Raw genomic sequence first — 24,864 nt, 5'->3', positions numbered from 1 at the left:
CGCGGGCGGATCCCGGAAGCGGCCACTCGGTGACGAAAGCTCACCCATCGTAACGGACCCCAGGACGAGCGCTCACCCCGGGGCTGTGAAAGGTTCACGGGCGGGACGGCTCGGGGCGCTGGTGGCGGCGGGCGCGGCGGGATCGGGCGTTGACAGCACCGGCCGCACCGCAAATCATCGTCGCCGGAGCCGATTGGGAGCGCTCCCATCAGACGAACCAGGAAGGTGAGCGACGCATGACTCGTCCCCCTGTGGCCAGGCACCGTCCCGCGGCCGTGCGGTTGTGGATCGCCGCCGTCTGCGCCGCGGTCCTGGCGCTCGCCGGCCTCGTCGCGACCGTCCCCGCCGCGGCGGAGACCGGCTGCCGGGTGGACTACACGGTCAACCAGTGGCAGGGCGGCTTCACCGCGCAGGTGAAGGTGAGCAATCAGGGGCCGGCGCTGAGCGGATGGCGGCTGCGCTGGACGTACACAGGAGGCCAGCACGTCACCGGCGGGTGGAACGCCCAGGTGGAGCAGAACGCCGCCGTCGTCACGGCGGCCGCCCTGGCCTGGAACGCCTCCCTGCCCACGGGCGGCTCCGTCGAGTTCGGCCTCCAGGGCACCTGGTCGGGGACGAACCCGGCGCCCACCGACTTCGCGCTCAACGACACCCCTGCAACGGCGCCCCACCCCGACCGTGACCCCACGGTGACTCCCACCGTGACCCCCACGGTGACCCCGACCGTTCCGCCGGGCTGCGGGGACGCGCCGATCTGCTCCGGGTTCGAGGACCAGTCGGGCACCCCGTCCGGCGAGTGGCAGGTCACCACGCCGAACTGTTCCGGCACCGGCACCGCCACCATCGACACCTCCGTCGCCCGCAGCGGGTCCAGGTCCCTGCGCATCCAGGGCGGCGCGGGCTACTGCAACCACGTGTTCGCCGCCACCACCCGCGACGTCTCCAAGATCGGCCCGGTCGTGCACGCCCGCGTGTGGATCCGCCACACCACGGCCCTGCCCGCCACGCACGTCAGCATGATCACCATGGCCGACGCCAACGACGGCAACCGCGACCTGCGCATCGGCGGCCAGAACGGCGCCCTGCAGTGGAACCGCGAGTCCGACGACGCCACCCTGCCCGAGCAGAGCCCGGCCGGCGTCGCCCTGAGCACCCCGCTGCCGGTCGGCCGCTGGATCTGCCTGCGCTACGAGATCGACACCACGCAGCGGTCGATGCGCACGTACGTCGACGACCAGGAGGTGGCGGGCCTGCGCGTGGACGGCGTCCCCACGCAGGACGTGGACGGGCAGTGGCTGCGCCGCGCCGCCGCCCCGCGCCCGGCCACGCTCCGGCTGGGCTGGGAGAGCTACGCCAACGACAGCGACACCCTCTGGTACGACGACCTGGCCGTCAGCTCGTCCCCGCTGTCGTGCTGATCCTGTGTCGTGCTGATCCGGGGCCCTCGCCCCGGGGTCAGGCCAGGACGGTGACCGGGTCGCCGAGGCGCAGCTCACCCCGGCCCCGGGGCACCAGGCGGATGCCGAACCAGGTCTTGCCGTCCCAGCGGCGGTGGCGGGCGAGGGTGCGCAGGGGCTCCTTGCCGCCCGCGAAGGTGACCGGGTCGTAGGTGGTGGCGGCGCAGCGGTCGCAGTGCTCGGTGACGCGAAAGGTGAGCGGGCCGATGCGCAGCTCGCGCCAGGCGTCCTCGGCGTACGGGGGTGCGCCGTCGATCACGAGGTTGGGGCGGAACCTGGCCATGTCGAGCGGGGCGGGCGGGTCCTCCCCGCGTTCCGCGGCGCCTTCGGATATCCACTCGTCCAGGCGGCGCAGGGAGGAGCGGGAGGTGAGCAGGACGGGGGCGTCGCCGGCGAGGTGGACGACGTCGCCGGGCAGGCCGCCGTGGGCGGCCGGGACGGCGCAGCGGCGGGGGTCGTCGAGCCAGACCAGGCGGGCCGGCTTGCCGAGCAGGCGGGTGAACCAGGCGTGCGCGTCGGGGTGCGCGAGCACGACGTCGTCCACTTCGGCGAAACCGATCGGGACCCGCTCCCCGGTGGCCGGGGGCACCTTCAGCGGGGGCATGCCCGGCGCTTCGAGCAGCAGCCCGTCCTCGTCGGTGACGGCGGCGACGACGGACAGCAGCCGGGGGTTCTCGCCGAGCCAGTGGACGTCGCCCCGCTCGTCGACGACGGCCCAGCGGCGGTCCTCCGCGAGCCCCAGGGCTCCACGACCGTCGCCGCCACCGCCCGCCCAGAAACCGACTTGACCGGATATTTCCGGATCTCAGCAAGCTGCACCCCGCCACCGTACGCCGCACGAAGCCCCCTTCACGAGAGCCCGCCGATCACGCCGGGAGGCCGCTCACCGGCCCGGGCGGATGAGCTTCCGCGACGTGGCCGCCGCAGGAAGCCGCCCCGGTCAGGGCATGAAACGTTCATGGACGCCGTCCTCCAGGACGCGGTCGAGCCGGATCGGCAGCGTCCGCACACGGGTCCCGGTGGCGTGCCAGACGGCGTTGGCGATCGCCGCCGCCGTGCCGACGTTGCCGATCTCGCCCACGCCCTTGATGCCCAGCGGGATGCCCGGCTCGTGATCGTCCACGAACCCGGCCTCGACGTCGGGCACGTCGGCGTGCGCGGCGATGTGGTAGCCGGCGAAATCGGCGTTGACGTGCCGGCCCGAGACGGGGTCGCGCAGGCCCTCCTCGTGCAGGGCCATCGACAGGCCGCCGATCATGCCGCCGATCACCTGGCTGCGGGCCATGAGCGGGTTGACCACCCGTCCCACCGCGAACATGCCGAGCAGCCGGCGCACCCGCACCTCGCCGGTCGCCGGGTCGGCGGTCACCTCGGCGAAGACGGCGCTGAAGGAGTGCCGCTCCAGCGCGGCCAGCCCCGCGAGCGAGCCGGTGGTGTCGGCGGTGACCGTCACCGGCCGGTCCGGGTCGCGCGCCCGGGCGCGCAGCTCGGCCGCCGCCTGCGTGATGGCCCAGGCCCAGGACGTGGTGCCGCGCGAGCCGCCCGCGCCCCACGCCGGGCCGAGCTCGCTGTCGGAGATGCGCAGCCGGATCCGCTCGACGGTGGTGCCCAGCGCGTCGGCGGCGATCGCGGTCAGCGCCGTGCGCGCGCCCGTGCCGAGGTCGGTGGCGCCGACGAGCACGCGGTACGTCCCGTCCGGCTCGGCGGTGATCGACGCCGTCGAGGGGAACGCGCCGGCGCTGAACGACGAGGCGGCGACGCCCGTACCGACCAGGAGCCGCCCTTCGCGCCGCCGGCGCGGCCGGTGGTCGCGCGTCTCCCAGCCGAACCTGCGCGCGCCCTCGCGCAGGCACGCCACCAGGTTGCGGCCGCTGAACGGCAGCCCGGAGGCGGGCCCCACGGCCGGCTCGTTGCGCAGCCGCAGCTCGATCGGGTCCAGGCCCAGCCGCTCCGCCAGCTCGTCGATGGCGCATTCCAGGGCGAACGACCCCGGCGCCGCGCCGGGCGCCCGCATCGAGAACGGCGGCAGCACGTCCAGCGGGACGGCGGTGAGCCGGGTCCGGATCGCGGGCGCGGCGTAGAGCGTCTTGGTGAGCTCGGTGCAGCCCTCGATGTACTCCGAGAGCGGGGAGATCTCGAACGCCGCCGCGTGGTCGATGGCCCGCAGCCGGCCGTCGGCGGTGGCGCCGATCCGCACGACCTGCTCGGTCATCGGCCTCATCGCGGTGGCCAGGAACACCTGGGCGCGGGTCAGCGTCACCCGTACCGGCCGGCGGAACAGCGTCGCGGCCATCGCCGCGAGGATGAGCTGCGGGCCGCACATGCCCTTGGAGCCGAAGCCGCCGCCGACGTGCTCGGTGCGCACCCGCACCCGCGCCGGCTCCAGGCGGAACAGCGCGGCCAGGACGCGCGCCACGGCGAACGGCCCCTGGTCGGAGTCGATGGCCTGCAACCGCTCGCCCTCCCACCACGCGGTCGCCGAGTGCGGCTCCATGGCGCCGCAGTGCTCCTCCGGCGTGCGGTACCGCTCGGCGACGACCACCTCGGCGCCGGCCAGCTCCGCCGTCACGTCACCGACGTCCACCGGACCGTCGAAGAGCGTCATCGCCGGGCGGCCCGCCGGGTGGGCGGCGTCGAACGCGGTGTCGTGCGGCTCCTCGTCGTAGCGCACCGGCAGCGCCCGGGCCGCCGCCTCGGCCTGCTCGGGCGTGCGCGCCACGACGAGCGCGACGGGCCGGCCGGCGAAGGGGACGGCGTCGTCCTGCAACAGCAGCAGCCCGCCGTCGGGGCCGAAGAAGTGCTGCGTCTCCGGGTCGAGCCGGGGCGCGTTGCGGTGGTCGATCACGCCCACGACGCCCGGCATGTCCTGGACGGCGGCGACGTCGATCTCCCGGACGCGCCCGCGCGCGATCGTGGCCAGGACGACCGCGCCGAACAGCAGCTCCGGCACCGGCACGTCGGCGGCGTAGAGCGCGGCGCCGGTCACCTTGTCGCGCCCCTCGACGCGCGGCCGGGCGACCCCGACGGCCTCCGTGAAGGTGGTGTTCATGCGCTCGCCTCCTCGGCCAGGCGGGTCAGGACGGCCACGGTCAGGTTCCGCGCCAGGGTCACCTTGTAGGCGTTGCCGGGCAGGGGCTCGGCCGCCGACAGCTCCGCCTCGGCGGCGGCCAGGAACGCCTCCGGCGTGGCGGGGCCGTTCCGGAGCAGGTCCTCGGCGGTGCCGGCGCGCCAGGGCCGCGACGCGACGCCGCCCCAGGCGATCCGCACGTCCCGGACGGCGCCGTCGCGCACGCCGAGGCCGGCCGCGATGGACACGGTGGCGAAGGCGTAGGACGCGCGCTCGCGCACCTTGCGGTACCGCGCCCTGAGCGGTACCCCCGGCAGGGCGACGGCCGTGATCAGGGCGCCCGGCGGCAGGACCGTCTCCCGCTCCGGCGTGTCACCGACCGGCGGGTACAGCTCCGTCAGCGGGACCTCGCCGGGCCGTCGAGCGTCTCGTAACGCACGACCGCGTCGTACGCCGCCAGCGCCACCGCCAGGTCCGACGGGTGGGTGGCGGCGCAGTGGCGGGAGCGGCCGAGGACGGCGTGGTTGTGGTGCTCCCCCGCGATCGCCGGGCAGCCGCTGCCGGGCAGCCGCTTGTTGCACGGCTGGGAGGGATCGGCGAAGTACCCGCACCGGGTGCGTTGCAGCAGGTTGCCGCCCACGGTGGCCATGTTGCGCAGCTGGCCGGACGCGCCCGCCAGCACCGCCTGGCTCAGCGCCGGATACCGCCGCCGCACCTCGGGGTGGGCCGCCGTGTCGCTGTTGGTGGCGGTCGCGCCGATCACCAGCCCGCCGTCCGGCGCCTCGCGGATGCCGGCGAGCGGCAGGAACCGCACGTCCACCAGCTTGTCGGGCGCTTCGACGCCGCACTTCATGAGGTCGACGAGGTTCGTGCCGCCGCCCAGGTAGCGGGCGCCGCCGTCGCCCGCGAGCAGCGCGTCGCGCACGTCACGGGCCCGCCGGTAGGCGAACTCCTTCATTCCGCCACCCCCTCGCCCGCCGCCGTGTCGAGGATCGCCCGGACGATCGACGGGTACGCGCCGCAGCGGCACAGGTTGCCACTCATCCGCTCGCGCACCTCGGCCGCGTCCAGGGGCGGCGGCGGGGCGTCCGGGGAGAGGTCGGCGGTGACGGCGCTCGGCCAGCCGGCCGCGTGCTCGGCCAGCATCCCGGCGGCCGAGCACAGCTGCCCCGGCGTGCAGAACCCGCACTGGAACCCGTCGAAGCGCACGAACGCCCGCTGCAACGGCGCTGGCTCACCGTCGCCGGCCAGCGCCTCGACGGTCGTGACGGCGGCGCCCTCGGCGGCGACCGCCAGCGTCAGGCAGGACACCACGCGCCGCCCGTCGAGCAGCACCGTGCAGGCGCCGCACTGGCCGCGGTCGCAGCCCTTCTTCGGGCCGGTGTGCCCGAGGTCCTCGCGCAACGCGTCCAGGAGCGTGCGCCGGTGGTCGACGTGCCGCTCGTGTGTCACGCCGTTGACGTGCAGCCGGATGGTGCCGCTGGTGCCGTCCGTCATGGGTGCCGGCTCCTCACGCGCGTTCTTGGACGCGGTCTTCAACGGTGCTCCTCTCCTTCGGCCCGAGGGTGCGGGCGAGCCAGCGGGTACGGGTCGCGCGGGCGGGGGCGACGGTGACCTCCCGCCGCCCGGCCGTGCGGCCCTCCAGCAGCGGCTCGACCGGGGTGAGCGGCATCCGACGCAGCGTCGCGAGGATCGGCGGGGTGATCTCCGGCACCAGCGGCAGGCCGGACAGCAGGGCGTTCAGCTCGGCGTCGAGCGCGGGGCGCGCGGGGCGCGCGGGGGACGACATGGAAGTTCCTCTCTGAGAGTGGCGGGCGGTCAGAAGGCGGCCTTGCCGCCGACCGGCACGTGGTCGGTGTACGGGGACTGCGCGGCGACCAGCTCCCGCACCTGGGCGACCAGCGCCTGGGCCGCTTGCCCGGCGAAGACCCGGTGGTGCTCCTCCTCGCTGCTCCAGCCCTCGATGACGTGCACGACGTCGGGATCGGCGGCCGACCGGGAGACGAGGTAGACCAGGCAGTGCTCGCTCGCCGCCGGGCTTCCCTCGTCGAGCCCGCTCAGCAGCAGCTCGGTCAACTGGCGGCCCAGGCCGGGCCTGGCGGTCAGGGTGGCGCTGAACCCGTAGCGGACGTCCATGTAGGGGTGCTCCTTGCACTATTCCCGCACCGGCGACTGCTCCACGGCCGGGCGGTGACCCCATTCCACCGGCTGAGCTGCGGGGACGGTAGCACGAAACTCCCCCGTCCTTGCCCGATCCTCTACAATCCGGGCATGGACTTCGGCGAGCTGCGCGACTTGCTGGCCCGGCACGTGCGCCCCGACGCGGCCACCGCCATCGACGGCCTGCACATCGCGCGGATCGATCGGCAGGGGCCGCCGTACACGTCGATGACGGGCACGGTGCTGGCGGTCCTCGCGCAGGGCGCCAAGCGGCTCGCGGTCGGCGACCGGGTCCTGGAGTACCGCCCCGGCAGCTACCTGGTCGCCTCGGTGGACCTGCCGGTCAGCGGCCACTTCTTCGACATCGCCCCCGGCCGCCCGGCGCTGGGTCTGGCGATCACCCTGGACCCCGCCGCCATCGCCGACCTGCTCCTGCACGCGGGCCCGGCCGACCTGCCCCGCCCGCCCGCGGGCGCGCTGCCGGGCCTCGCCGTCGCCGGCATGACCGCCGACCTGCTCGACGCCCTGATCCGTCTCGTACGCCTGCTGGACCGCCCCCGCGACCGGGCGGTGCTCGCGCCGCTGGTGAAACGGGAGATCCTGTGGCGACTGCTCACCGGGGAGCAGGGCGGCGCGGTCCGCCAGCTCGGCCTGGCCGACAGCAGCCTCAGCCACATCGCGCGGGCGATCCGCTGGATCCAGGACCACTACGCCGAGCCGTTCCGCGTGGCGGACCTGGCCCGCATGACGGGCATGAGCGCGTCGGCGTTCCACCGTCACTTCCAGACCGTCACGGCGCTGAGCCCGATCCAGTTCCAGAAGCAGGTGCGCCTGCAGCACGCCCGGCTCCTGCTGGCCACCTGCCCGCAGGACATCACCGCCGTCGCGCACCGCGTCGGCTACGACAGCCCGTCCCAGTTCAGCCGCGAGTACCGCCGTCAGTACGGGCTGCCGCCCAGCCGCGACGCCGCCCGCCTCCAGCCGGCCGCCTCCTGACCCGGCGACCGGTGCTCTGACCTGCTGTTTCCCGGTGAAGTCATCTCCCGGTAAATACCACATCCCCGCCCTCTATCGCCACAAATTGTGACGTTAGAGTGACGTACTGTGAACGATACTAAGCATGTGGAAATCTCGTGGCCCGGCATCGGCATCACCGTGGCCGCCGAACTCGACCAGCGCAACCCCTCCCTGGCCCAGGCCCTGTGGGAGGGGCTGCCCTACCGCAGCCTCCAGGGGCACGCCCTGGTGGCCGGATACCACCTGTACCACGTCGCTCCGGTGCACTCGCTGCTGCACACCCCGGCCGAGTACAAGGTGGACCGCCGCACCGTGCCCGACGGCACGCTGTTCTGCTCCAGGCTGCAGCACCTGGGCATCAAGTACGGCGAGCTGACCGAGCCCATGTCCGCCACGCCCATCGGCAAGGTCGTCGACTCCGATCTCGACGCCCTCGCCCAGGCCGGCCAGGAGGTGTGGCGCTCGGTCTACGAGACCAAGCAGCCCGTCATCGCCGAGGTCCGCCGCGCCGGCGAGCCCGGCGGCCACGTCCTGCCCCGCCTGCCCATCGGCGACCCCGAGCTCAACCGGCTGGTCACCGAGGTGCACGCCGAGACCGAGCGCATCTGGCTCACCCCGCCGCAGGAGCTGCTCGACCTGCACTCCGGCCGCATCCCGTCACGCGCTGGCAGCTACGAGACGGTCCTGACCACGCTGCTGTTCGTCAACGGCGAGACCCGCCCGCTCGGCTACAGCTGTTACGGCGGCCTCGTCCGCGCCGCCCTGGACGGCATGCCGATGCCGTGGCTGCGCCAGATGACCAGGCAGCTCGCCCACACGCCCGCCGAGTTCCTCGGCTACTGCGGCCTCGACCGCCTGTGGGACTTCACGCAGCGGCTGCTGTCGGGGCTGGAGCGGCTCGACGACCACGAGGACTTCGTCGCGATCATGGCCCACATGGCCCTCTACTGCAACTGCCTCGGCGGCTGGAACTCGCACCTGTTCCCGTGGCAGGCGGGCGACCACCTGCGCAGAACGGTGGCGGCCACGTGAGCGCGGGCTCCAAGGTGGTGGTGATCGGCGGCGGCGTCATCGGGCTGTCGATCGCCTTCCACCTGGCCGAGGCCGGCGTGGAGGTGACGCTGCTGGAGCGCGGCGAGCTCGGCTCCGGCGCCTCCCGCGCCACCGCCGACGTGGTCCGCTCCTACTTCGCCGGCAACCCGATCAGCTCCGCGCTGGCCGTGCGCAGCCTGGAGGCGTACCGGGCCTTCCCCGCCAGGCCGGGGGCCGAGCTGCCGCTGCGGCAGGTCGGCTACCTGGTGCTGTTCACCGAGCCCGACCAGGTGGCCGCGTTCAACGCCGACCTGGCCGCCCAGCGGGCCGCCGGCGTGGACGTCGAGCTGATCAGCGCGGAGGAGGCCAGGCAGCGCAACCCGCTCATCGGGGACCTGCCGCTGGCCGCCGCCGCGTACTCGCCCGACGCCTACATCTCCGACACCACCGCCATCGTCACCGCCTACGCGCAGGCGGCCGAGCAGGCGGGGGCGGCGCTGCGTACCGGCTGCCCCGTCACCGCCATCGACGCCGAGGCCGGGCTCGTGCGGACCGCCGACGGCGAGCTGTCCGCCGACGCCATCGTGTGCGCCGCCGGCGCCTGGTCGGCCTCGCTCGTCCGGTGCGCGGGCGTGGACCTGCCGCTGACCGAGCCGATCGAGCAGGAGCTGCTCACCACCGACCCGCTGCCGCCCGGCACGCCCGAGATCCCGGTCACCCTGCACGCCGCCAGCGGCCTGCTCATCCGCACGCGCGGCGACCGGCTGCTCATCGGCATGGGCTACCCGGGCGCCGACCGGGAGGCGTGGCGCCGGGACGTGGCCGCGCGGATCGCGGAGACGTACCCGAGCCTGGCCGGCATCCCGCTGCACACCGCCGTCACCGGCCTGCGCGACGCCAGCCCCGACAAGACCGCCTTCATCGGCCACCAGCCCGGCCCGCCGGCCTTCCTGTACGCCACCGGCTTCTCCGGGCACGGCCTGTGCAACGCGCCGGCCGCCGGCGAGCTGGTCCGCGACCTCTACCTCGACCGGGACCCCGGCATGGACGTGGCCGCGCTGGCGATGAGCGCACGACGGACGGGATGACCGCCATGACCGACCAGCACTCCGAGCACGCGCACCGCTTCAACCCGTCCGGCTACTCCGACCCGTCCGACGGCGACGACCGCCTCGACCAGACCGGCCGCACCGCCGGCGGCGACCGCACCAGCCCCGCCGACCGCCCTGCCGACCGCCCTGACGACCGCCCTGACGACCGGGCCGGCGCGGGCCGGCCGGAGCGGTTCGTGCTCGATCCGGCCACTCCCGACCTGCACGGCGACAACGAGCGGCTGCGGCAGGCCGGCCCCGTCGTGCCCGTCACCGCCGAAGGCGTGCCCGCCTGGGCCGCCACCCGCTACGACACGCTGATGACCGTCCTGACCCACCCCGACCTGACCAGGGAGCTGCACCACTGGTCCGGACGCGACGCGCTGCCGCCCGGCACGGCCATCGACCGCATCGTCACCGACACGTCCATGCTCAACGCCGACGGCGAGCGGCACCGCCGCCTGCGCATGCCGCTGACCACCGCGTTCTCGCAGCGGCGGTTGAACGGGCTGCGCCCGCGCATCGAGGAGCTGACCGCCCGCCTGATCGACCGGCTCGCCGGGATGCCGCCCGGCGAGCCCGTGGACCTGCGCCTGGAGTTCGCCTACCCGCTGCCGCGCGAGGTGATCTCAGAGCTGATCGGCATCCCGGAGGCGCACCAGGACGACCTGCACCGGCTCACCGACGCCGTCGCCCAGGTCGGCGGCCTGGAGGACTCGCCGGAGCTGCGCAAGGAGTTGCGCGAGCTGCTCGACCGGATCATCGAGGAGCGCCGCGGCACGCCCGGCGAGGACCTGATCAGCGACCTGTTCGCGCTGCACGAGAAGGACGGCGGGCGGCTGTCGGAGGACGAGCTGTTCGCCACCATCGAGCTGCTGTTCATCGCCGGGCACGTCACCACCGTCAACCTGATCACCAACGCGATCGGCGCCCTGCTCACCGAGCGCGGGCAGCTCGACCTGCTGCGTTCCGGGCAGTGCCCCTACAGCGCCGCCGTGGAGGAGACGCTGCGCTGGGACTCGCCGATCGCCTACTTCCCGATGCGCTACGCCAAGCGCGAGGTCGAGATCGACGGGGTGCGGCTGCGTCCCGGCGAGCCCGTCCTGGCCTGCTTCGCCTCCGCCAACCGGGACCCGCGTCAGTACGGCGAGGACGCCGGCGTCTTCGACGTCACCCGGCCGCAGTTCACGCACCTGGCCTTCGGGCACGGGCCGCACTTCTGCCTGGGAGCGCCGCTGGCCAGGCTGGAGGGCGAGATCGCGATCAAGGCGTTGTTCGAGGCGTTCCCGGAGATGGAGCTGGTCCGGCCGGTGGCGGAGCTGCCGCCGCTGGACACGCTGCTGGGCAACAGCACCCGCACCATGCCGGTCCTGCTGGGCCCGCGCGCCCGCTGAGCTCCTCTGTTCAGCCCGCCGCAGCAGCCCTCGGCTCACGGTCGTAGTGGCGCAGGAACAGCTCCTCCAGCGTCGGCGGCCGGCTCACCAGGCCGCGCACGCCCGCGGCCGTGAGCCGGCGCAGCACCGGGTCCAGCTCCGCCGTGTCGACCGTGAACCGCACCCGGTCACCGGCCGGCCCGCCCGTGACGGTCAGGTCGTGCACTCCCGGCAGGTCCGCCAGCCCGTCGGGGGCCCGGCCAGGTCGGCCTCGATCGAGGTGCGGCTCAGGTGCCGCAGCCCGGCCAGCGTGCCGGTCTCGACCGTGCGCCCGTCGCGGATGATCGTCACCCGGTCGCACAGCGCCTCGACCTCGGCCAGGATGTGGCTCGACAGCAGCACCGTACGGTCGCCGCGGCGCTGCTCCTCCCTGACGCACTCGCGGAACACCTCCTCCATCAGCGGGTCGAGCCCCGAGGTGGGCTCGTCGAGCACCAGCAGCTCCGCGTCGGAGGCCAGCGCCGCCACCAGCGCCACCTTCTGCCGGTTGCCCTTGGAGTAGGCGCGGCCCTTCTTGCGCGGGTCGAGGTCGAAGCGCTCCAGCAGCTCGGCCCTGCGCCGCCGGTCCAGCCCGCCGCGCAGCCGGCCCAGCAGGTCGATGGTCTCGCCGCCGGTCAGCGCCGGCCACAGCGTCACGTCGCCGGGCACGTACGCCAGGCGCCGGTGCAGCTCGGCCACGTCGGCCCACGGGTCGCCGCCCAGGAGCCGGGCGGTGCCGGCGTCGGCGCGCACCATGCCGAGCAGGATGCGGATCGTGGTGCTCTTGCCCGCGCCGTTCGGGCCGAGGAAGCCGTGCACCTCGCCCGCGCGCACGGTGAGGTCGAGCCCGTCGAGCGCCGTGCTCCGCCCGAACCGTTTGCGCAGCCCGGAGACGGCGATGGCGTCGGTCATGGTCATGCCCTTCCTGTGGTGGTGCCCTTTTCGAGGGCGGCGCGGGCCGTGGCGGCCTCTTCGGGGGTGAGCAGCGGGTGGGAGTAGACGTACAGCAGGGTGCGCAGCAGCTCGTGCTGGCCTTCCGTGGTCTCCAGCGACACGCCCAGCCCGCGCTCGACGTGCCGCGTCAGCACCGTGAACGACAACGACATCGCCGCGATCACGGTCGCGCGCGCCCGCGCCGGGACGTCCGGCGGCTCCGGCAGGTCCTTCTCCGCCTCCTCGAACCACCGCACCCCGATGCGCACCATCTCGTCGAAGAACGGCGCCGCCCACCCTTCGGCCAGCGCCCGCGCCAGGTAGTCGCGATAGGGCCCCATGGCGGCGACCGGGTTGAGCCCGCTGAGCGGCCGGCTCGCCGCCTCCTCGTGCAGCCGGTGCATGACCTTCATCAGGTGCTCGTCGCACGCCTCGCGCAGCGCCTGCTTGGAGCCGAAGTGGTGGCGCACCAGGCCCAGCGACACGCCCGCGGTCTCGGCGATGCCGCGGATCGTGGCCCGCTCGAAGCCGTGCTCGCCGAAGTGGCGCAGCGCCGCGTCCCTGATGCGGGCGCGGGCCGTCAGGTCCTCCGGGTCCGGTGCGGTGGTCGTCACCCCACCCCTCCTGTTCGCTCGTACAGCCTGCTGTTCCTGCGAAAAGCAAACTATACCCATGTATAGTCGCTCGTCCAGCACCCGGCCACGCACGCGACACCTTCACGTTCTACGCTCCACACGACGACGATTGGAGCCACCGCCGTGCCACACGCCACGCCCATGCGCCTGGCCACGACCATCCGCCCCTACGACTGGGGCTCGGTCACCGCCCTGCCCGAGCTGTTCGGCACCGAGCCGACCGGCGAGCCGCAGGCCGAGCTCTGGATGGGCGCCCACCCCGGAGCGCCCTCGACCGCCGGCGGCGTCCCGCTGAACGAGCTCATCGCCCGCGACCCCGCCGCCACACTCGGCGAGCGCTGCGCCGAGCGGTTCGGCCCCGTCCTGCCCTACCTGTTCAAGGTCCTGGCCATCGAGCGGCCGCTCTCCCTCCAGGTCCACCCGACGACCGCGCAGGCCGAGGCCGGGTTCGCCGACGAGAACGCGCGCGGGATCCCGCTGGACGACTACGCCCGCACGTACAAGGACGCCTCGCACAAGCCCGAGATGGTCTGCGCGCTGACCCCCTTCCACGGCCTGTGCGGCTTCCGCCCGCCCGCCGCCACCGCCGACCTGCTCGACCGGCTCGGCGTGCCCGGCCTGCGCCCCTGGATCGAGACCCTGCGCACCGGGGAGCCCGGGCAGGCGCTGCGGGAGGTGTTCGCCGCGATGCTCGGCGACGCCGCCCGCCCCCTGCGCGCCGAGACCGAAGCCGCCCTGCTGGAGTCGCCGGACCCCGACCTCGCCGCCTACGCCGGCATCGCCCGCGCCTGCCCCGGCGACCCCGGCATCGTGGCCGCCCTCCTGCTGCACCACGTCACGCTCAGCCCCGGCGAGGCGCTCTACCTGGGCGCCGGCGTCCCGCACGCCTACCTCGGCGGCATCGGCGTCGAGATCATGGCCAACTCCGACAACGTGCTGCGCTGCGGCCTCACCTCCAAGCACGTGGACGTGCCGGAGCTGATGCGCGTGGTCGACTTCACCCCGTCGGACCCGCACCGCGTAGAGCCGGCCGCCGACGGCTCGGGCGCCTACGACTACCGGCCGCCCGCCCCCGAGTTCGCCCTCACCCGCTACGACCTCGCGGGGCCCACGCCCTGCCCAGCGGCGTGCCGGCGATCGTCCTGTGCGTGGAGGGCGAGGCCCGCGTCGGCGAGGACCTGACGCTGCGACCCGGCCAGTCCGCCTTCGTCCCGGCCGCCGCCGCCTCGCCGGGGGTTTCCGGCAAGGGTGTGGTCTACGTTGCCCGGCCCGGCGCCTTTACGTTGTAGATTTCCAAGGGACGGGAACGCTTCGGCCACCGGTTGAACGTCCCGTCCCTACGCTCCATCCGTGACCGATCATGTGACCATCGAGCCCAGCATCCTGTACTTCGGCACCCCCGTCGTGCTGCTGTCCACCGAGAACCCGGACGGCACCGCCAACCTCGCGCCCATGTCGTCGGCCTGGGCGCTCGGCGACGTCGTCGTGCTCGGCCTCGGCGCCGAGGGGCAGAGCGCCCGCAACCTCGCCGAACGCCCCGACCTGGTGATCAACCTGCCCGCCCCGCACCAATGGCAGGCCGTGGAGCGCCTGGCGCCCCTGACCGGCCGCTTCCCCGTCCCCGACACCAAGCACGCCGGCTGCCGCTACGAGCCCGACAAGTTCCGCGCCGCCGGCCTGCGGCCCGAACCCTCCGACGAGGTGCGGCCGCCGCGGGTGGCCGAGTGCCCCCTGCAGTTCGAGGCACGGGCCCGGAGCGTGCGCCCGGACGCCTCCGCCTCGTTCGTCATCGTCGAGGCCGCCGTCACCAAGGTGCACGCCGACCCGCGCCTCGTCGTCCCGGGCACCCAGCACGTGGACCCGGCCGCGTGGAGCCCGCTCATCTACAACTTCCGCCACTACTTCGGCCTCGGCCCGCAACTCGGCCACTCCTACCGCAGCCAGACCCCCACCCTCGACGGCGCGCCGCTCTAGGGGGCGTCAGCGGTCACCGTGCACACCCCGTACGGCCCGGTGGCCTCCGCCTCCCGCACCACCCGGCCGTGCCGAGCACGAGCCCGCCCACGGCCATGCCTCGCCCGTCGGTGCCGTCCCGCCTGATCCGGGTCAGCGCCCCATGGGTGAACCCGCCCGGAATGAACCCGGTGGGGCCGAGGAGGAGGGCGGCCACCGACAGCCCGGCCACATCCGGCCACGCGGACACCCGCCTACCGCAGGCGGCGCACCAGGAGCACGTTGTCGGTGCGGGTGGTGGGGTGGCCGTCGGGGCCGGTCTGGGTGCGGTCGAACTCCTCGCGGCGCAGCACCTCCCACTCCCCCTCCCGCAGCTCCAGGGAGTCGAGCACCTCCTGCGGCGTCGGCAGGTGCACGTCCGGGTGGTCGTGCTGCTGCCAGGCCGGCCAGCCGGCGTGCCCGGCCACCAGCAGCAGCCCGCCGGGCGCGACCGCGGCGGCGGCCCGGCGCAGGATGGCCTCGCGCGGCAGGTCGCCGGAGGAGTGCAGGTAGCAGGCGGTGACCAGGTCGAAGGTGCCCTCAGGGAAGGTCTTGCCGAGGTCGTGCTGCTGCCAGTCGATGCGGTCGCCCACGCCGGCCTCGTCGGCGTGCCGGGCGGCGCGGCGCAGGGCGACGCCGGACAGGTCGGTGGCGGTGACCTTCCAGCCCTTGCCGGCCAGCCAGATGGCGTCGCCGCCCTCGCCGCTGCCGAGGTCGAGCGCGGTGCCCGGCGGCACGTCGGAGAGCTCGCGGACGAGGACGGCGTTCGGGTCGCCGCTCCAGATCCGCTCGCTCTGGCGGTAGCGGCCGTCCCAGAAGTCCTCGTCCGTCAGGCCCTCGGTGATGCGGCCGGGCGGGGTGGCGGCGATGGCGGCGCGGCGGGCGGCCACGGCGGCGCGGGCCTCCTCGGCGATCAGGTCGGCGTTGATGGCGGCGCCTGCCCGCACGCCGGCCGCGGCGGCGCTGACGACCTGGTCGACCAGGTTGTGCACGTTGCCGGCCACGTAGACGCCGGGCACGCTGGTCTTGCCCATGGGGTCGGCGGGCACGTACGTGCCGACGACGAACCCGTTCATCTCCTGCTCGGCCGTCTCCAGCCCGAGCCCGGCGAGCCCGTCGAGGCGGGCGTGCAGGCGGGTGCCGACGGCCAGCGCCTGCCGGGGCACCTCGCGCCCGCCGGCCAGCCGCACGCCGGAGAGCCGGTCGTGGTCGTCCACCAGGACGGCGGCCACCTCGCCCTCGACGACGGCGACGCCCCTGGCGGCGAGCTGCTCGCGGGCCTCCTCCCCCGGCTCGGGGGCGGTGTGCAGGAAGAGGGTCACGTCGTCGCTCCACTGCCGCCACAGCAGCGCCTGGTGGGTGGCCAGCGGGCTGGTGGCCAGGACGCCGATGGCCTGGTCGCGTACTTCCCAGCCGTGGCAGTACGGGCAGTGCAGCACCTCGCGGCCCCATCGCGCGGCCAGGCCGGGCACCGGCGGCAGCTCGTCGGCCAGGCCGGTGGCGACCAGCAGCCGGGCGGCCTCGACGCCGGTCCCGTCGTCCAGGGTGACGCGGAAGCGGCCGTCGCCGAGCCGTTCCGCCGCCGTGACGGTACCCGTCACGAGGTGACCGCCGTACCCGGCGATCTCCTTCCGGCCGGTGGCCAGCAGGTCGCGCGGCGGCACGCCCTCGTGCCCCAGGAGGACGTGCACGCCCTGCGCGGGCGCGTTCCTGGGCTGCCCGGAGTCGATGACCAGCACCTTGCGGCGCGCCCGGGACAGCGCGAGGGCCCCGCTCAGCCCGGCGGCCCCGCCACCGATCACCACCACGTCGTACGTCGCGTCCATGCGCGGCTCCTCTCACTCGTTCACTGCTGCGCCACTGTGCGGCAGCCGCCGCCCGGTTGACAAACTTCGTTGCCGGAATGGCAAAGTGGGGCGGGTGGAACTCGATGAGGTGCTGAAGGCCGTCGGCCCGCGGCTGCGGGCGATGCGACAGGAGCGGGGCACGACGCTGGCGGAGCTGTCCAAGAGCACCGGCATCTCGGTGAGCACCCTGTCGCGGCTGGAGTCCGGTGGGCGCAAGCCGACGCTGGAGATGATGCTGCTGCTCGCCGACGCCTACCAGGTGCAGATCGACGAGCTGATCGACGCCCCCGTGACCGGTGACCCGAGGGTGCACATGCGGCCGGTCAAGCGGCACGGCATGACGTACGTGCCGCTGAGCCGGCGGCCGGGCGGGCTGCAGGCGTTCAAGCAGATCTACCCGCCGGGGTGGCCGGGCTACGAGCCGGAGCAGCAGGTCCACGAGGGTTATGAGTGGCTGTACGTGTTGTCCGGGCGGTTGCGGCTGCTGCTCGGCAAGCATCACGTGGTGCTGGCGGCGGGTGAGGTGGCCGAGTTCGACACCCGGACGCCGCACGCGTTCGTCAACGAGGCCGACGGGCACACCGAGGTCCTGGCCCTGTTCGGGCCGCAGGGCGAGCGCATGCACGTCCGCGCCCGCCCCGCCGCCAAGTAAGAGGGCCTCAGTCCCCCAGGACGGCCAGGTCGAGCCGGGCCAGCCGGGCCGGGTCGGCGAGGATGTCGATCTCGACGATGCGGCCGCCCGCGATCGTGAAGCTCATGACCGCCGACGGCTCCCCGTTCACGGTGTTGACCACCCCGGCCAGGCCGTTGACCAGCGCGGCGTGCGCGGTGGACGGCGCGTGGCGGCGGAAGGCGAGCGCCTGGCCGGCCACGTTGTCCGCGCCGCGCACCTCGCGCAGGCCGCCGGACAGCGCGCCGGCGTCGGCGCGCAGCACCACTTCGGGGTCGAGCACGGACACCAGCCCGGCGAAGTCGCCCCGGTGGGCGGCGGCGAGGAACGCCTCGACGATCTCGCGCTGCCGGGCGAGGTCGGGGTCGGGCACCGGCGCGGCGCCGCGGACCCGCCGCCTGGCCCGGCTGGCGAGCTGCCGGGCCGTGGCCGGGGAGCGGCCGACGAGCGGCGCGATCTCCTCGAACGGCACCGCGAACATGTCGTGCAGCACGAACGCCAGCCGCTCGGCCGGGGCCAGCGACTCCAGCACGACGAGCAGCGCCAGCCCGACGGAGTCGGCCAGCAGCGCCGCCTGCTCGGGGTCGGGCCCGGTGGCGGGGCTGACGACGGGGTCGGGCATGCGCGCCTCCAGCGGCTCCTCGCGGCGCGAGGTGCGGGCGCGCAGCATGTCGAGGCAGACGCGGCCGACGACGGTGGTCAGCCAGCCGCCGAGGTTGCGCACGTCGTCGGGCTCGCTGCGGCTCAGCCGCAGCCACGCCTCCTGCACGGCGTCCTCGGCCTCGGTGAGCGAGCCCAGCATGCGGTACGCCACCGCCTTCAGGTGCCCCCGGTGCGCCTCGAACCGGTCAGCCAGGAATTCACGATCGTTCATCGGGCCACGCCTCGTCTCGCTGTCTCGCGTCGGTCACCACACTGACGTCCGGGAGCGAGCCGATGTGACGCGGTCACTTCGGAGCGGTCACTCCAGGACGGAGTGCCGCTTGCTGTAGGCGAAGTAGACGACCAGCCCGATGAGGAACCAGACGGCGAAGCGCAGCCACGTCACCGGCGACAGGAACGTGATCAGCCAGACCGAGAACAGCACGCCCACGGCGGGCACGACGGGCATCCACGGCGTGCGGAACGTGCGCGGCAGGTCCGGCTGCCGGTAACGCAGCACGATCACCGCCACGCACACGACGACGAACGCCAGCAGGATCCCGATGTTGGTCAGCTCGGCGGCCTCCTTGATGGGCAGGAACCCGGCGATGAGGGCCGAGGCGACGCCCACGATCCAGGTGACGCGCGTGGGCACCCTGCGGACCGGGTGCAGCCGGGCGAACCAGGCGGGCAGCAGGCCGTCCCTGCTCATGGAGAACCAGACGCGGGTGACGCCGAGCATGAACGTGAACATGACGGTGAGGATGCCGACGATGGCCCCGACCGCGATCACCGACGCCAGCCCCGACAGGCCGACGGCGGCGAAGGCGGAGGAGAAGCCGCTCTCCGGGTCGATGTCGCGGTAGTTCTGCATGCCGGTCAGGACGAGGCAGGCCAGCACGTACAGGACCATGGAGATGAGCAGCGAGTAGATGATCGCCTTCGGCATGTGCCGCTGGGCGTCGCGCGACTCCTCGGCGGCGGTGCTCATCGCGTCGTAGCCGAACACCGCGAAGAACACGGTGGCCGCGCCGGTGATGGCGCCGCCGACCCCGAACGGGAAGAACGGGGTGTAGTTGGCGGTGTTGATGTGGAAGAAGCCGACCACGACGACCAGCAGCACGACCGCCACCTTGATCGCCACCACGAACGTCTCGAACCTGGCCGCGGCGCGGATCCCGAGGTTCAGCAGGGCCGCGATGAGCAGGCACAGCACCGCCGCGAACAGGTCGACCACGTGGCCTGGCCCGGTGCCGGGCGCGCCGAGCGACCACGCGGGCAGCGTGAGGCCGAGCTGCTGGACGAGGAAGCCGAAGTAGCCGGAGATGCCGATCGCCACGACGGCGACGATCGCGGTGTACTCCAGCAGCAGGTCCCAGCCGATGAACCAGCCGACGATCTCGCCGAGGACGGCGTAGCCGTAGGTGTAGGCGGAGCCGGCCTTCGGGATGAGGCCGGCGAACTCGGCGTAGGAGAGCGCGGCGGCGGCGCTGGCGATGCCCGCGATGAGGAACGAGACGAGCACCGCCGGGCCGGCGCTCTCGTTGGCGACCGCGCCGGCCAGCGCGAAGATGCCCGCGCCGATGATGCCGCCCACGCCGATGGCGGTGAGCTGCCACAGCCCGAGCGACCTGGACAGCTCCCCCTCGTGCTCCGTGGCGATCTGTGCCACGGGCTTGCGCCGGAAGACGCTGCGCGAAGAGACCATGACGCCCCCTTGACCCGTCCGTGCTCTGTGGGTGGGCCCTTCCCTCCTGGGCGGCGGCTAACCTGCGGCGCGCTGCCTCAGGACGTTCTTTTGGATCTTGCCGGTGGAGGTCTTGGGCAGCTCGCAGAAGGTGATCGCCTTGGGCGCCTTGAAGTGCGCCAGGCGGGCGCGGACGTGCTCGATCAGCTCGGCCTCGGTGGCGCGCGCCCCGGCGGCCAGGCTCACGTACGCGACCGGGACCTCGCCCCAGTGCGGGTCGGGCCGGGCCACGACGGCGGCCTCCCGCACGCCGGGATGCTCCACCAGCACGTTCTCGACCTCGACGGAGGCGATGTTCTCGCCGCCGGAGATGATGACGTCCTTGGCCCGGTCCACGATCCGCACGTACCCGTCGGGGTGCAGCACGCCGAGGTCGCCGGTGCGGAACCAGCCGTCGGGCGCGGCCTTGTCCGTGGCGGCCGGGTCGCGGTGGTAGCCGAGCATGACGTCGTTGCCGCGCACCGCGATCTCGCCGACGGTGGCGGCGTCGGCGGGCACGTCGCGGCCGTCGTCGCCGACGACGCGCAGGCGCTGGGCGATCACGTTGCCCACGCCCTGGCGGGCGGTCAGCGCGGCCGACTCCGCCACCGGCAGGTCAGACCATTCGGGCTGGGGCTGGCAGATGGCGACGGGCCCGTACGTCTCGGTGAGCCCGTACAGATGGATGACGTCGATGCCGGCCCGCAGCGCCCGGCCGAGCAGGGCGGGGCTCGGGGCGCGCCGCCGACGCAGGCGAGCAGGCGCGGGTCCGACGCCCGCGCCGGAGCGTCGTCGTGCGCGAGCAGCGAGGTGAGAACGGTCGGCGCGCCGCACAGGTGGGTGACGCGGTGGGCGCGGATCAGCCGCCACGCCTCGTCCGGCTCCATCCTCGGCAGGCAGACGTGCCGGGCGCCGGCCAGCGTGACCGCCCACGGGAAGCACCAGCCGTGGCAGTGGAACATCGGCAGCGTCCACAGGTAGGAGGAGGCGGCGTCGAGCCGGGTGTGCAGGGCCATGGCCAGCGCCTGGAGGTAGGCGCCGCGGTGGTGGTAGACGACGCCTTTCGGGCGGCCGGTGGTGCCGCTGGTGTAGTTGATGGACAGCGGCGCCAGCTCGTCCTCCACCCTGACCAGCAGCGGCTCGGCCACGGCCAGCAGCGTCTCACAGGCGGTGGCCGACACCAGCCGCACCTCGGTCCCCTCGGCCGCCTGCCTGGCCAGGCCGGTGAGGGCGTCGTCGTGCAGGAGCAGCGTCACCTCGGCGTGGCCGATGATGTAGGCCAGCTCGCCGGCGGACAGGCGGATGTTCAGCGGCACCATGACGGCGCCCGCCGCCGGCACGCCGAACGTGGACTCCAGCAGCAGGTGCCCGTTGAGCGCGAGCACCGCCACCCGGTCGCCGGGCCGCACCCCGGCCGTGGCCAGCGCGCCCGCCAGGCGCTGGACGCGCTGCCACAGCTCGGCGTAGGTGAGCTCCAGCTCGCCGTCCACGACCGCGAGCCGCGGGCCGAAGACGGTGGCGGATCGTTCGAGGAAGCTGGTGGGGGTCAGGGGCTCGTACGACAGCATGCGCTCATCCCTCCGCCGGGTCCGCACCCAAGCATGCTGACGCACGCGGCCCCGCCCGGGGAACCCCCTCAGGCGCCGGGGGCGGGGCGTGCCTGGCGGTGGAGCTGCCCGCGAGCACCACGGTGACGCTGACGTTGCGCCTGCGCCCGCGCGCCCGCCGCCCCTCCTGCCGCGCCCCCTGGGACTCCGGCGCCCGCCAGAACCACGCGCCGACGTCCCGGGAACGCTCAGCGGGCGGCGTGGCGGGCGCGGAAGGCGGCCGCCTTCGTGCGGCTCTGGCACGAGCGGGAGCAGAACTGCCGCACCCCGTTGCGGGAGGCGTCCACGTACACGCGGTCGCACTGCCGGGCCTGGCAGACGCCGAGCCGGCCGCCGAGGTCGCTGCCGATGGCCAGGGTCAGGGCGGAGGCGATGCCGGCGCTCCAGCCGACGGCGAGGCTGTCGTCGGCGCCGTGGAAGTGCACCTGCCACGGCTCCCCCGGCGCCCGGTCGAGCTGGGGCCGGGCGCCGGTGCTGATGACGAGCGCGTTGACGACGGCCGCGGCGTCGTCCTCGCGTCCCTCGTCCATGGCCTCGAACACGCGCCGCACCTTCAGCGTGGTGCCGGCCAGGTAGAGGGCCTCCTCGGGCGACACCGGCACGCCGCCCGGCAGCACGGCGCGGATCGCGCCGGGCAGCGCGTCGCCCTTGGGGGCCGCGTACGGCTTGCCGCGGTCGCCGCCGTCGGTGAGGACGTTCACGAGCGAGACCGCGGTGTCGAGCAGGATCGCCACGTGACTATCGAACAGCACTTGACTGGTCACCTTTCGCGCTCTAGGGTCGTGACCGACGTTAGCAGCTTGGTCGGTCACGCGGGAGGCGTTCATGCCGGTTCTCGAGCGTACGGAGCGCCTGCCGCGTACGGTGTGGTGGCTCGTGCTGGCGCGCGCGATCAACCGGCTGGGCGCCTTCTCCCTCGGCTTCCTCACCGTCCTGATCACCACCGACTTCGGGGTGGGCGCGGTCGCCGCGGGCGCGATCTCGGCCGCGTTCGGCCTGGCCACGATCCCCTCGCGGCTGCTGGGCGGCGTGCTGGCCGACCGGTTCGGCCGCCGCCGCACGATCGTGGCCGGGCTGGCCGGGTGCGCGCTGGCGCAGGCGGGCATCGCGTTGTCGTCGTCCGTGGCGATGGTCGCCGTGTTCGCCGTCCTGCTCGGGCTGGTCTTCGAGCTCTACGAGCCGCCGTCCCAGGCGATGATCGCGGACGCCGTGCGGCCGGCCCAGCAGGCGCGGGCGTTCAGCCTGTTCAACACGGCGCTGGCGGTGGGCGGCATGGGCGCGGGCCTGATCGCCGCCGGTCTCGGCCGGTGGGACCTGCGCTGGCTGTTCGTGGCGGACGCGGTGAGCTGCGTGCTCTGCGCGATCGTCGTCCGCCTCGTCCTGCCCGCCGACCACCTTCCGCACCACGCCGAAACCCGGCCCCTCCCCGCACACTCAGGGTCGGTCTGGCGGGATCGCGGGCTCCTGTTGCTGCTCCTGTCCGGCACCCTCTCCGCCGTGATCTTCATGCAGGCCGGGATGGCGATGCCGCTGGCGCTCGCGCGGCGCGGCCTGGAGGCGGCCGACGCCGGGCTGCTGTCGGCCGTCGCGGCCGTCACCATGGTGGCCTGCCAGCCTCTGGTGCGGTGGACGGCGGCGCTGTCCCACCACGCGGCGATGGCGTACGGCTACCTGCTCCTCGCCGCCGGCCTCGCGGGCTACGCGGTGGCGGACGGGCTGGCGGGCCACCTGGCCGCGACAGTGGTGTGGAGCGCGGGCGACGTGCTGATGTTCGGCCGCAGCTACGCGCTGGTCGTGGACCTCGCCCCGGAGGACGCGCGCGGGCGCTACCTGTCGGTCTTCGGCATCTCGTGGGGCTTCGCCACCGTGCTGGCGCCCCTGTGCGGCACGCAGCTCCTCGATCGCGCGGGGCCGGCGGGATTGTGGGGCACGCTGGCCCTCACCTGCCTCCTGCTGGCGGTGGCCCAGCTCGCGGTGATCAGGCCGCTGCTGCGCAGGTCGCTGATCGCCAGGGCGGCCGCTGCGCTATAGTGAACGTCGGCTCACCCTAGTGGGCAGGCGCCCGTTAGTCAATCGAACGGCGTGGTCCCAGGCGGAAGAGGATCGACGATGCCGACCGGCGTACACCTGCGCGACCCGCGGGAGCAGCTCTTCACCGCGGCCGAGGAGGTGCTGCGGCAGGGCGGCCCCGACGCGCTGACCAGCCGGGCGGTCACCGCGCAGGCCGGCTGCGCCAAGGGGGTGCTGCACCGGCACTTCGAGTCGTTCGACGCCTTCCTCGCGGAGTTCGTGCTCGACCGCATCGACCTGATGCGGGCCCAGGGCGACGTGCTGAAGGACTCCGCCGGCACCGGCACCGTCGTCGACAACCTCACCGACGCCCTGATCAAGCTCTTCGACCCGGTGGCCGTCTCCATCGTCGCCCTGGTCACCTTCCACAACCAGGTGCGCGCCCGGCTGCGCGAGGCCAGGCCGGTCGGCGGGCTCCCGGTCATGACGGAGATCGGGATGATCCTGTCCGACTACCTCACCGCCGAGCGGGAGCTGGGCCGCATCGCGCCCGGCGCCGACATCGGCCGGCTCGCCCCGACGCTGGTGGGCACCGCGCACCTCATGTTCGCCGGCACGGACGGCCTGCCGATCTGGCCCGAGGACGTCCGCGACGCGGTCGCCTCGGTGCTCGGGAACGCCCTGACCGCCGGCTGACCCCCGGGACGCCGAGCGCCCGGCCTCGGCCTGCCGCGCCGCGTCCTCCCCGGCTACTGAACGTCCTTCTACCAGCAACGCGCAACACCGAGAGGCACCAGCATGAGCGAGCACCCCCTGTGGCCGGCGACCGGCGAGGCCACCATCACCGCCTTTCCCGTCGAGGGTGACGGCCCGGCGCCGGCGGTCGTGGTGTGCCCCGGCGGAGCCTACCAGCACCTGGCCGACCACGAGGGCGCGCCGGTCGCCCGGTGGCTGAACGCGCTCGGGGTGGCGGCGTTCGTCCTGCGGTACCGGATCGCGCCGCACCGCCACCCGCTCCCCCTCCTGGACGCCGCCCGGGCGGTGCGCTGGGTCCGGCACCACGCCGCGGACCTGGGGGTGGATCCGGGCCGGGTGGGGGTGCTGGGGTTCTCGGCGGGCGGGCACCTGGCCGGGCTGCTGGCCACCGAGAAGGGGCCCGTGCCGGCGGAGGGCCCGCACGACGCCGTGGACGAGGCCGACCACCGTCCTGACCTGGCCGTGCTGTGCTACCCCGTCACCGCGCTGACCGGCCCGGCCGCGCACCGGGGCTCCTCCGACAACCTGCTCGGCGCGGACGCCCCCGACTCCCTGCGCGCGGAGCTGTCGCTGGCGAGCCGGGTGACCGCGGACACGCCGCCGATGTTCCTGTGGCACACGGCCGACGACGAGGCCGTGCCCGTCGAGAACACGCTGATGCTCTCGCAGGCGCTGGCCCGGCACGGCGTGGCGCAGGAGGTGCACGTGTACCCGAGCGGCAGGCACGGCCTCGGGCTGGCCGATGAGGATCCGGTCGTCGCCGACTGGACGCACCGCTGCGCCGCGTTCCTGCGCGGCCGCGGCTCGTAG

At 74.2% G+C, this 24,864-nt stretch carries 22 protein-coding genes and 3 pseudogenes; 11 read left to right on the top strand and 14 right to left on the bottom strand.

All coding sequences use genetic code 11. The features are described 5' to 3' along the window. Positions 1-236 precede the first annotated feature (236 nt). Entirely contained in the window at positions 237-1,418 is a 1,182-nt protein-coding gene (locus tag KIS93_RS03485; RefSeq protein ID WP_186403553.1) for a cellulose-binding domain-containing protein, read from the top strand. 37 nt (positions 1,419-1,455) lie between these two features. Here KIS93_RS03485 and KIS93_RS03480 read toward each other — a convergent pair whose 3' ends face one another. The 6 genes and pseudogenes from KIS93_RS03480 to KIS93_RS03455 form a co-directional block, all read right to left on the bottom strand. Beyond that, positions 1,456-2,199: an MOSC domain-containing protein gene (locus tag KIS93_RS03480; RefSeq protein WP_246005162.1), complete on the bottom strand. Its 744-nt coding sequence runs from the start codon at positions 2,197-2,199 to the stop codon at positions 1,456-1,458. A 198-nt stretch (positions 2,200-2,397) separates the two neighbouring features. Beyond that, positions 2,398-4,506 (bottom strand): xanthine dehydrogenase family protein molybdopterin-binding subunit, encoded by a 2,109-nt coding sequence (locus KIS93_RS03475; protein WP_080038038.1) that lies wholly within the window; start codon positions 4,504-4,506, stop codon positions 2,398-2,400. Then, a pseudogene (locus KIS93_RS03470) lies at positions 4,503-5,482 on the bottom strand (FAD binding domain-containing protein). Before KIS93_RS03470 ends, KIS93_RS03475 begins: the two are co-directional and overlap by 4 nt. Beyond that, positions 5,479-6,021: a (2Fe-2S)-binding protein gene (locus tag KIS93_RS03465; RefSeq protein WP_080038036.1), complete on the bottom strand. Its 543-nt coding sequence runs from the start codon at positions 6,019-6,021 to the stop codon at positions 5,479-5,481. Before KIS93_RS03465 ends, KIS93_RS03470 begins: the two are co-directional and overlap by 4 nt. Before the next feature lie 13 nt (positions 6,022-6,034). Continuing rightward, on the bottom strand, positions 6,035-6,313 hold the full coding sequence (locus KIS93_RS03460) for a hypothetical protein (protein WP_080038035.1): 279 nt from the start codon (positions 6,311-6,313) through the stop codon (positions 6,035-6,037). A 29-nt stretch (positions 6,314-6,342) separates the two neighbouring features. Further along, complete coding sequence (locus KIS93_RS03455) at positions 6,343-6,660, bottom strand: putative quinol monooxygenase (RefSeq protein ID WP_080038034.1); 318 nt, start codon at positions 6,658-6,660, stop codon at positions 6,343-6,345. A gap of 135 nt (positions 6,661-6,795) precedes the next feature. Between KIS93_RS03455 and KIS93_RS03450 the strand changes: the two genes are divergently transcribed. The 4 genes from KIS93_RS03450 (at position 6,796) to KIS93_RS03435 (ending at position 11,218) form a co-directional block, all read left to right on the top strand. After that, positions 6,796-7,680: an AraC family transcriptional regulator gene (locus KIS93_RS03450; RefSeq protein ID WP_080038033.1), complete on the top strand. Its 885-nt coding sequence runs from the start codon at positions 6,796-6,798 to the stop codon at positions 7,678-7,680. A gap of 126 nt (positions 7,681-7,806) precedes the next feature. Next, positions 7,807-8,733, top strand: coding sequence for a cucumopine synthase-related protein (locus KIS93_RS03445; RefSeq protein WP_222107204.1), 927 nt, complete (start codon positions 7,807-7,809; stop codon positions 8,731-8,733). Beyond that, positions 8,730-9,821, top strand: a complete 1,092-nt coding sequence (locus tag KIS93_RS03440; RefSeq protein WP_080038031.1) for an NAD(P)/FAD-dependent oxidoreductase — start codon at positions 8,730-8,732, stop codon at positions 9,819-9,821. Before KIS93_RS03445 ends, KIS93_RS03440 begins: the two co-directional genes overlap by 4 nt. Beyond that, positions 9,818-11,218 carry a cytochrome P450 family protein gene (locus KIS93_RS03435; protein WP_080038030.1) on the top strand — a complete coding sequence of 467 codons (1,401 nt, stop codon included), beginning with the start codon at positions 9,818-9,820 and terminating at the stop codon, positions 11,216-11,218. Before KIS93_RS03440 ends, KIS93_RS03435 begins: the two co-directional genes overlap by 4 nt. Positions 11,219-11,228: 10 nt before the next feature. Here the strand turns inward: KIS93_RS03435 and KIS93_RS03430 are convergent. Together KIS93_RS03430 and KIS93_RS67235 are read right to left on the bottom strand one after the other, a co-directional pair. Next, positions 11,229-12,148: pseudogene (locus KIS93_RS03430) on the bottom strand (ABC transporter ATP-binding protein). Between the two features lie 2 nt (positions 12,149-12,150). Beyond that, entirely contained in the window at positions 12,151-12,783 is a 633-nt protein-coding gene (locus KIS93_RS67235; RefSeq protein ID WP_281261935.1) for a TetR/AcrR family transcriptional regulator, read from the bottom strand. A 144-nt stretch (positions 12,784-12,927) separates the two neighbouring features. Here KIS93_RS67235 and manA point away from each other — a divergent pair, with 144 nt between their 5' ends. Both manA and KIS93_RS03415 read left to right on the top strand, forming a co-directional pair. Then, on the top strand, positions 12,928-13,986 hold the full coding sequence (manA, locus tag KIS93_RS03420) for a mannose-6-phosphate isomerase, class I (protein ID WP_246005160.1): 1,059 nt from the start codon (positions 12,928-12,930) through the stop codon (positions 13,984-13,986). A gap of 168 nt (positions 13,987-14,154) precedes the next feature. Beyond that, a complete protein-coding gene (locus KIS93_RS03415) occupies positions 14,155-14,778 on the top strand; it encodes a flavin reductase family protein (protein WP_222107203.1) in 624 nt (207 codons plus the stop codon). 233 nt (positions 14,779-15,011) lie between these two features. Here the strand turns inward: KIS93_RS03415 and KIS93_RS03410 are convergent, their stop codons facing one another. Continuing rightward, positions 15,012-16,622, bottom strand: a complete 1,611-nt coding sequence (locus KIS93_RS03410; RefSeq protein WP_080038025.1) for an FAD-dependent oxidoreductase — start codon at positions 16,620-16,622, stop codon at positions 15,012-15,014. A 94-nt stretch (positions 16,623-16,716) separates the two neighbouring features. Between KIS93_RS03410 and KIS93_RS03405 the strand changes: the two genes are divergently transcribed. Then, positions 16,717-17,295 carry a helix-turn-helix domain-containing protein gene (locus tag KIS93_RS03405; RefSeq protein ID WP_268966946.1) on the top strand — a complete coding sequence of 193 codons (579 nt, stop codon included), beginning with the start codon at positions 16,717-16,719 and terminating at the stop codon, positions 17,293-17,295. 7 nt (positions 17,296-17,302) lie between these two features. Here KIS93_RS03405 and sigJ read toward each other — a convergent pair whose 3' ends face one another. The 5 genes and pseudogenes from sigJ to KIS93_RS03385 form a co-directional block, all read right to left on the bottom strand. After that, positions 17,303-18,187 carry an RNA polymerase sigma factor SigJ gene (gene sigJ, locus KIS93_RS03400; RefSeq protein WP_080038024.1) on the bottom strand — a complete coding sequence of 295 codons (885 nt, stop codon included), beginning with the start codon at positions 18,185-18,187 and terminating at the stop codon, positions 17,303-17,305. Positions 18,188-18,274: 87 nt separating this feature from the next. Continuing rightward, complete coding sequence (locus KIS93_RS03395) at positions 18,275-19,663, bottom strand: amino acid permease (RefSeq protein WP_080038023.1); 1,389 nt, start codon at positions 19,661-19,663, stop codon at positions 18,275-18,277. Positions 19,664-19,720: 57 nt separating this feature from the next. Next, on the bottom strand, positions 19,721-20,146 hold the full coding sequence (locus KIS93_RS68250) for an AMP-binding enzyme (protein WP_335673876.1): 426 nt from the start codon (positions 20,144-20,146) through the stop codon (positions 19,721-19,723). A gap of 45 nt (positions 20,147-20,191) precedes the next feature. Further along, positions 20,192-21,249 (bottom strand): annotated as a pseudogene (locus KIS93_RS64470) (AMP-binding protein); the annotation flags it as partial. A 227-nt stretch (positions 21,250-21,476) separates the two neighbouring features. Continuing rightward, complete coding sequence (locus KIS93_RS03385; RefSeq protein WP_222107199.1) at positions 21,477-22,040, bottom strand: CGNR zinc finger domain-containing protein; 564 nt, start codon at positions 22,038-22,040, stop codon at positions 21,477-21,479. 73 nt (positions 22,041-22,113) lie between these two features. Here KIS93_RS03385 and KIS93_RS03380 point away from each other — a divergent pair, with 73 nt between their 5' ends. The 3 genes from KIS93_RS03380 (at position 22,114) to KIS93_RS03370 (ending at position 24,864) form a co-directional block, all read left to right on the top strand. Continuing rightward, positions 22,114-23,319, top strand: coding sequence for an MFS transporter (locus tag KIS93_RS03380; RefSeq protein WP_222107198.1), 1,206 nt, complete (start codon positions 22,114-22,116; stop codon positions 23,317-23,319). 78 nt (positions 23,320-23,397) lie between these two features. Next, positions 23,398-23,994, top strand: coding sequence for a TetR/AcrR family transcriptional regulator (locus tag KIS93_RS03375; protein ID WP_080038020.1), 597 nt, complete (start codon positions 23,398-23,400; stop codon positions 23,992-23,994). 102 nt (positions 23,995-24,096) lie between these two features. Beyond that, positions 24,097-24,864 (top strand): alpha/beta hydrolase, encoded by a 768-nt coding sequence (locus KIS93_RS03370; RefSeq protein ID WP_080038019.1) that lies wholly within the window; start codon positions 24,097-24,099, stop codon positions 24,862-24,864.

The sequence above is a fragment of the [Actinomadura] parvosata subsp. kistnae genome, assembly GCF_900323885.1.
GTDB classification, from domain to species: domain Bacteria; phylum Actinomycetota; class Actinomycetes; order Streptosporangiales; family Streptosporangiaceae; genus Nonomuraea; species Nonomuraea composti.
Note: the sequence above shows the minus strand (reverse complement) of the source record. Positions and strands in the feature narration are given on the sequence as shown.

Bases quoted from the DNA above. Each gene is read 5' to 3' on its own strand.
- KIS93_RS03485 (WP_186403553.1), top strand. From the start codon at position 237: ATGACTCGTCCCCCTGTGGCCAGGCACCGTCCCGCGGCCGTGCGGTTG.
- KIS93_RS03475 (WP_080038038.1), bottom strand. From the start codon at position 4,506: ATGAACACCACCTTCACGGAGGCCGTCGGGGTCGCCCGGCCGCGCGTC.
- KIS93_RS03465 (WP_080038036.1), bottom strand. From the start codon at position 6,021: ATGACGGACGGCACCAGCGGCACCATCCGGCTGCACGTCAACGGCGTG.
- KIS93_RS03460 (WP_080038035.1), bottom strand. From the start codon at position 6,313: ATGTCGTCCCCCGCGCGCCCCGCGCGCCCCGCGCTCGACGCCGAGCTG.
- KIS93_RS03455 (WP_080038034.1), bottom strand. From the start codon at position 6,660: ATGGACGTCCGCTACGGGTTCAGCGCCACCCTGACCGCCAGGCCCGGC.
- KIS93_RS03450 (WP_080038033.1), top strand. From the start codon at position 6,796: ATGGACTTCGGCGAGCTGCGCGACTTGCTGGCCCGGCACGTGCGCCCC.
- KIS93_RS03435 (WP_080038030.1), top strand. From the start codon at position 9,818: ATGACCGCCATGACCGACCAGCACTCCGAGCACGCGCACCGCTTCAAC.
- KIS93_RS03410 (WP_080038025.1), bottom strand. From the start codon at position 16,622: ATGGACGCGACGTACGACGTGGTGGTGATCGGTGGCGGGGCCGCCGGG.
- sigJ (WP_080038024.1), bottom strand. From the start codon at position 18,187: ATGAACGATCGTGAATTCCTGGCTGACCGGTTCGAGGCGCACCGGGGG.
- KIS93_RS03395 (WP_080038023.1), bottom strand. From the start codon at position 19,663: ATGGTCTCTTCGCGCAGCGTCTTCCGGCGCAAGCCCGTGGCACAGATC.
- KIS93_RS68250 (WP_335673876.1), bottom strand. From the start codon at position 20,146: ATGCTCGGCTACCACCGCGACCCGGCCGCCACGGACAAGGCCGCGCCC.
- KIS93_RS03380 (WP_222107198.1), top strand. From the start codon at position 22,114: ATGCCGGTTCTCGAGCGTACGGAGCGCCTGCCGCGTACGGTGTGGTGG.
- KIS93_RS03375 (WP_080038020.1), top strand. From the start codon at position 23,398: ATGCCGACCGGCGTACACCTGCGCGACCCGCGGGAGCAGCTCTTCACC.
- KIS93_RS03370 (WP_080038019.1), top strand. From the start codon at position 24,097: ATGAGCGAGCACCCCCTGTGGCCGGCGACCGGCGAGGCCACCATCACC.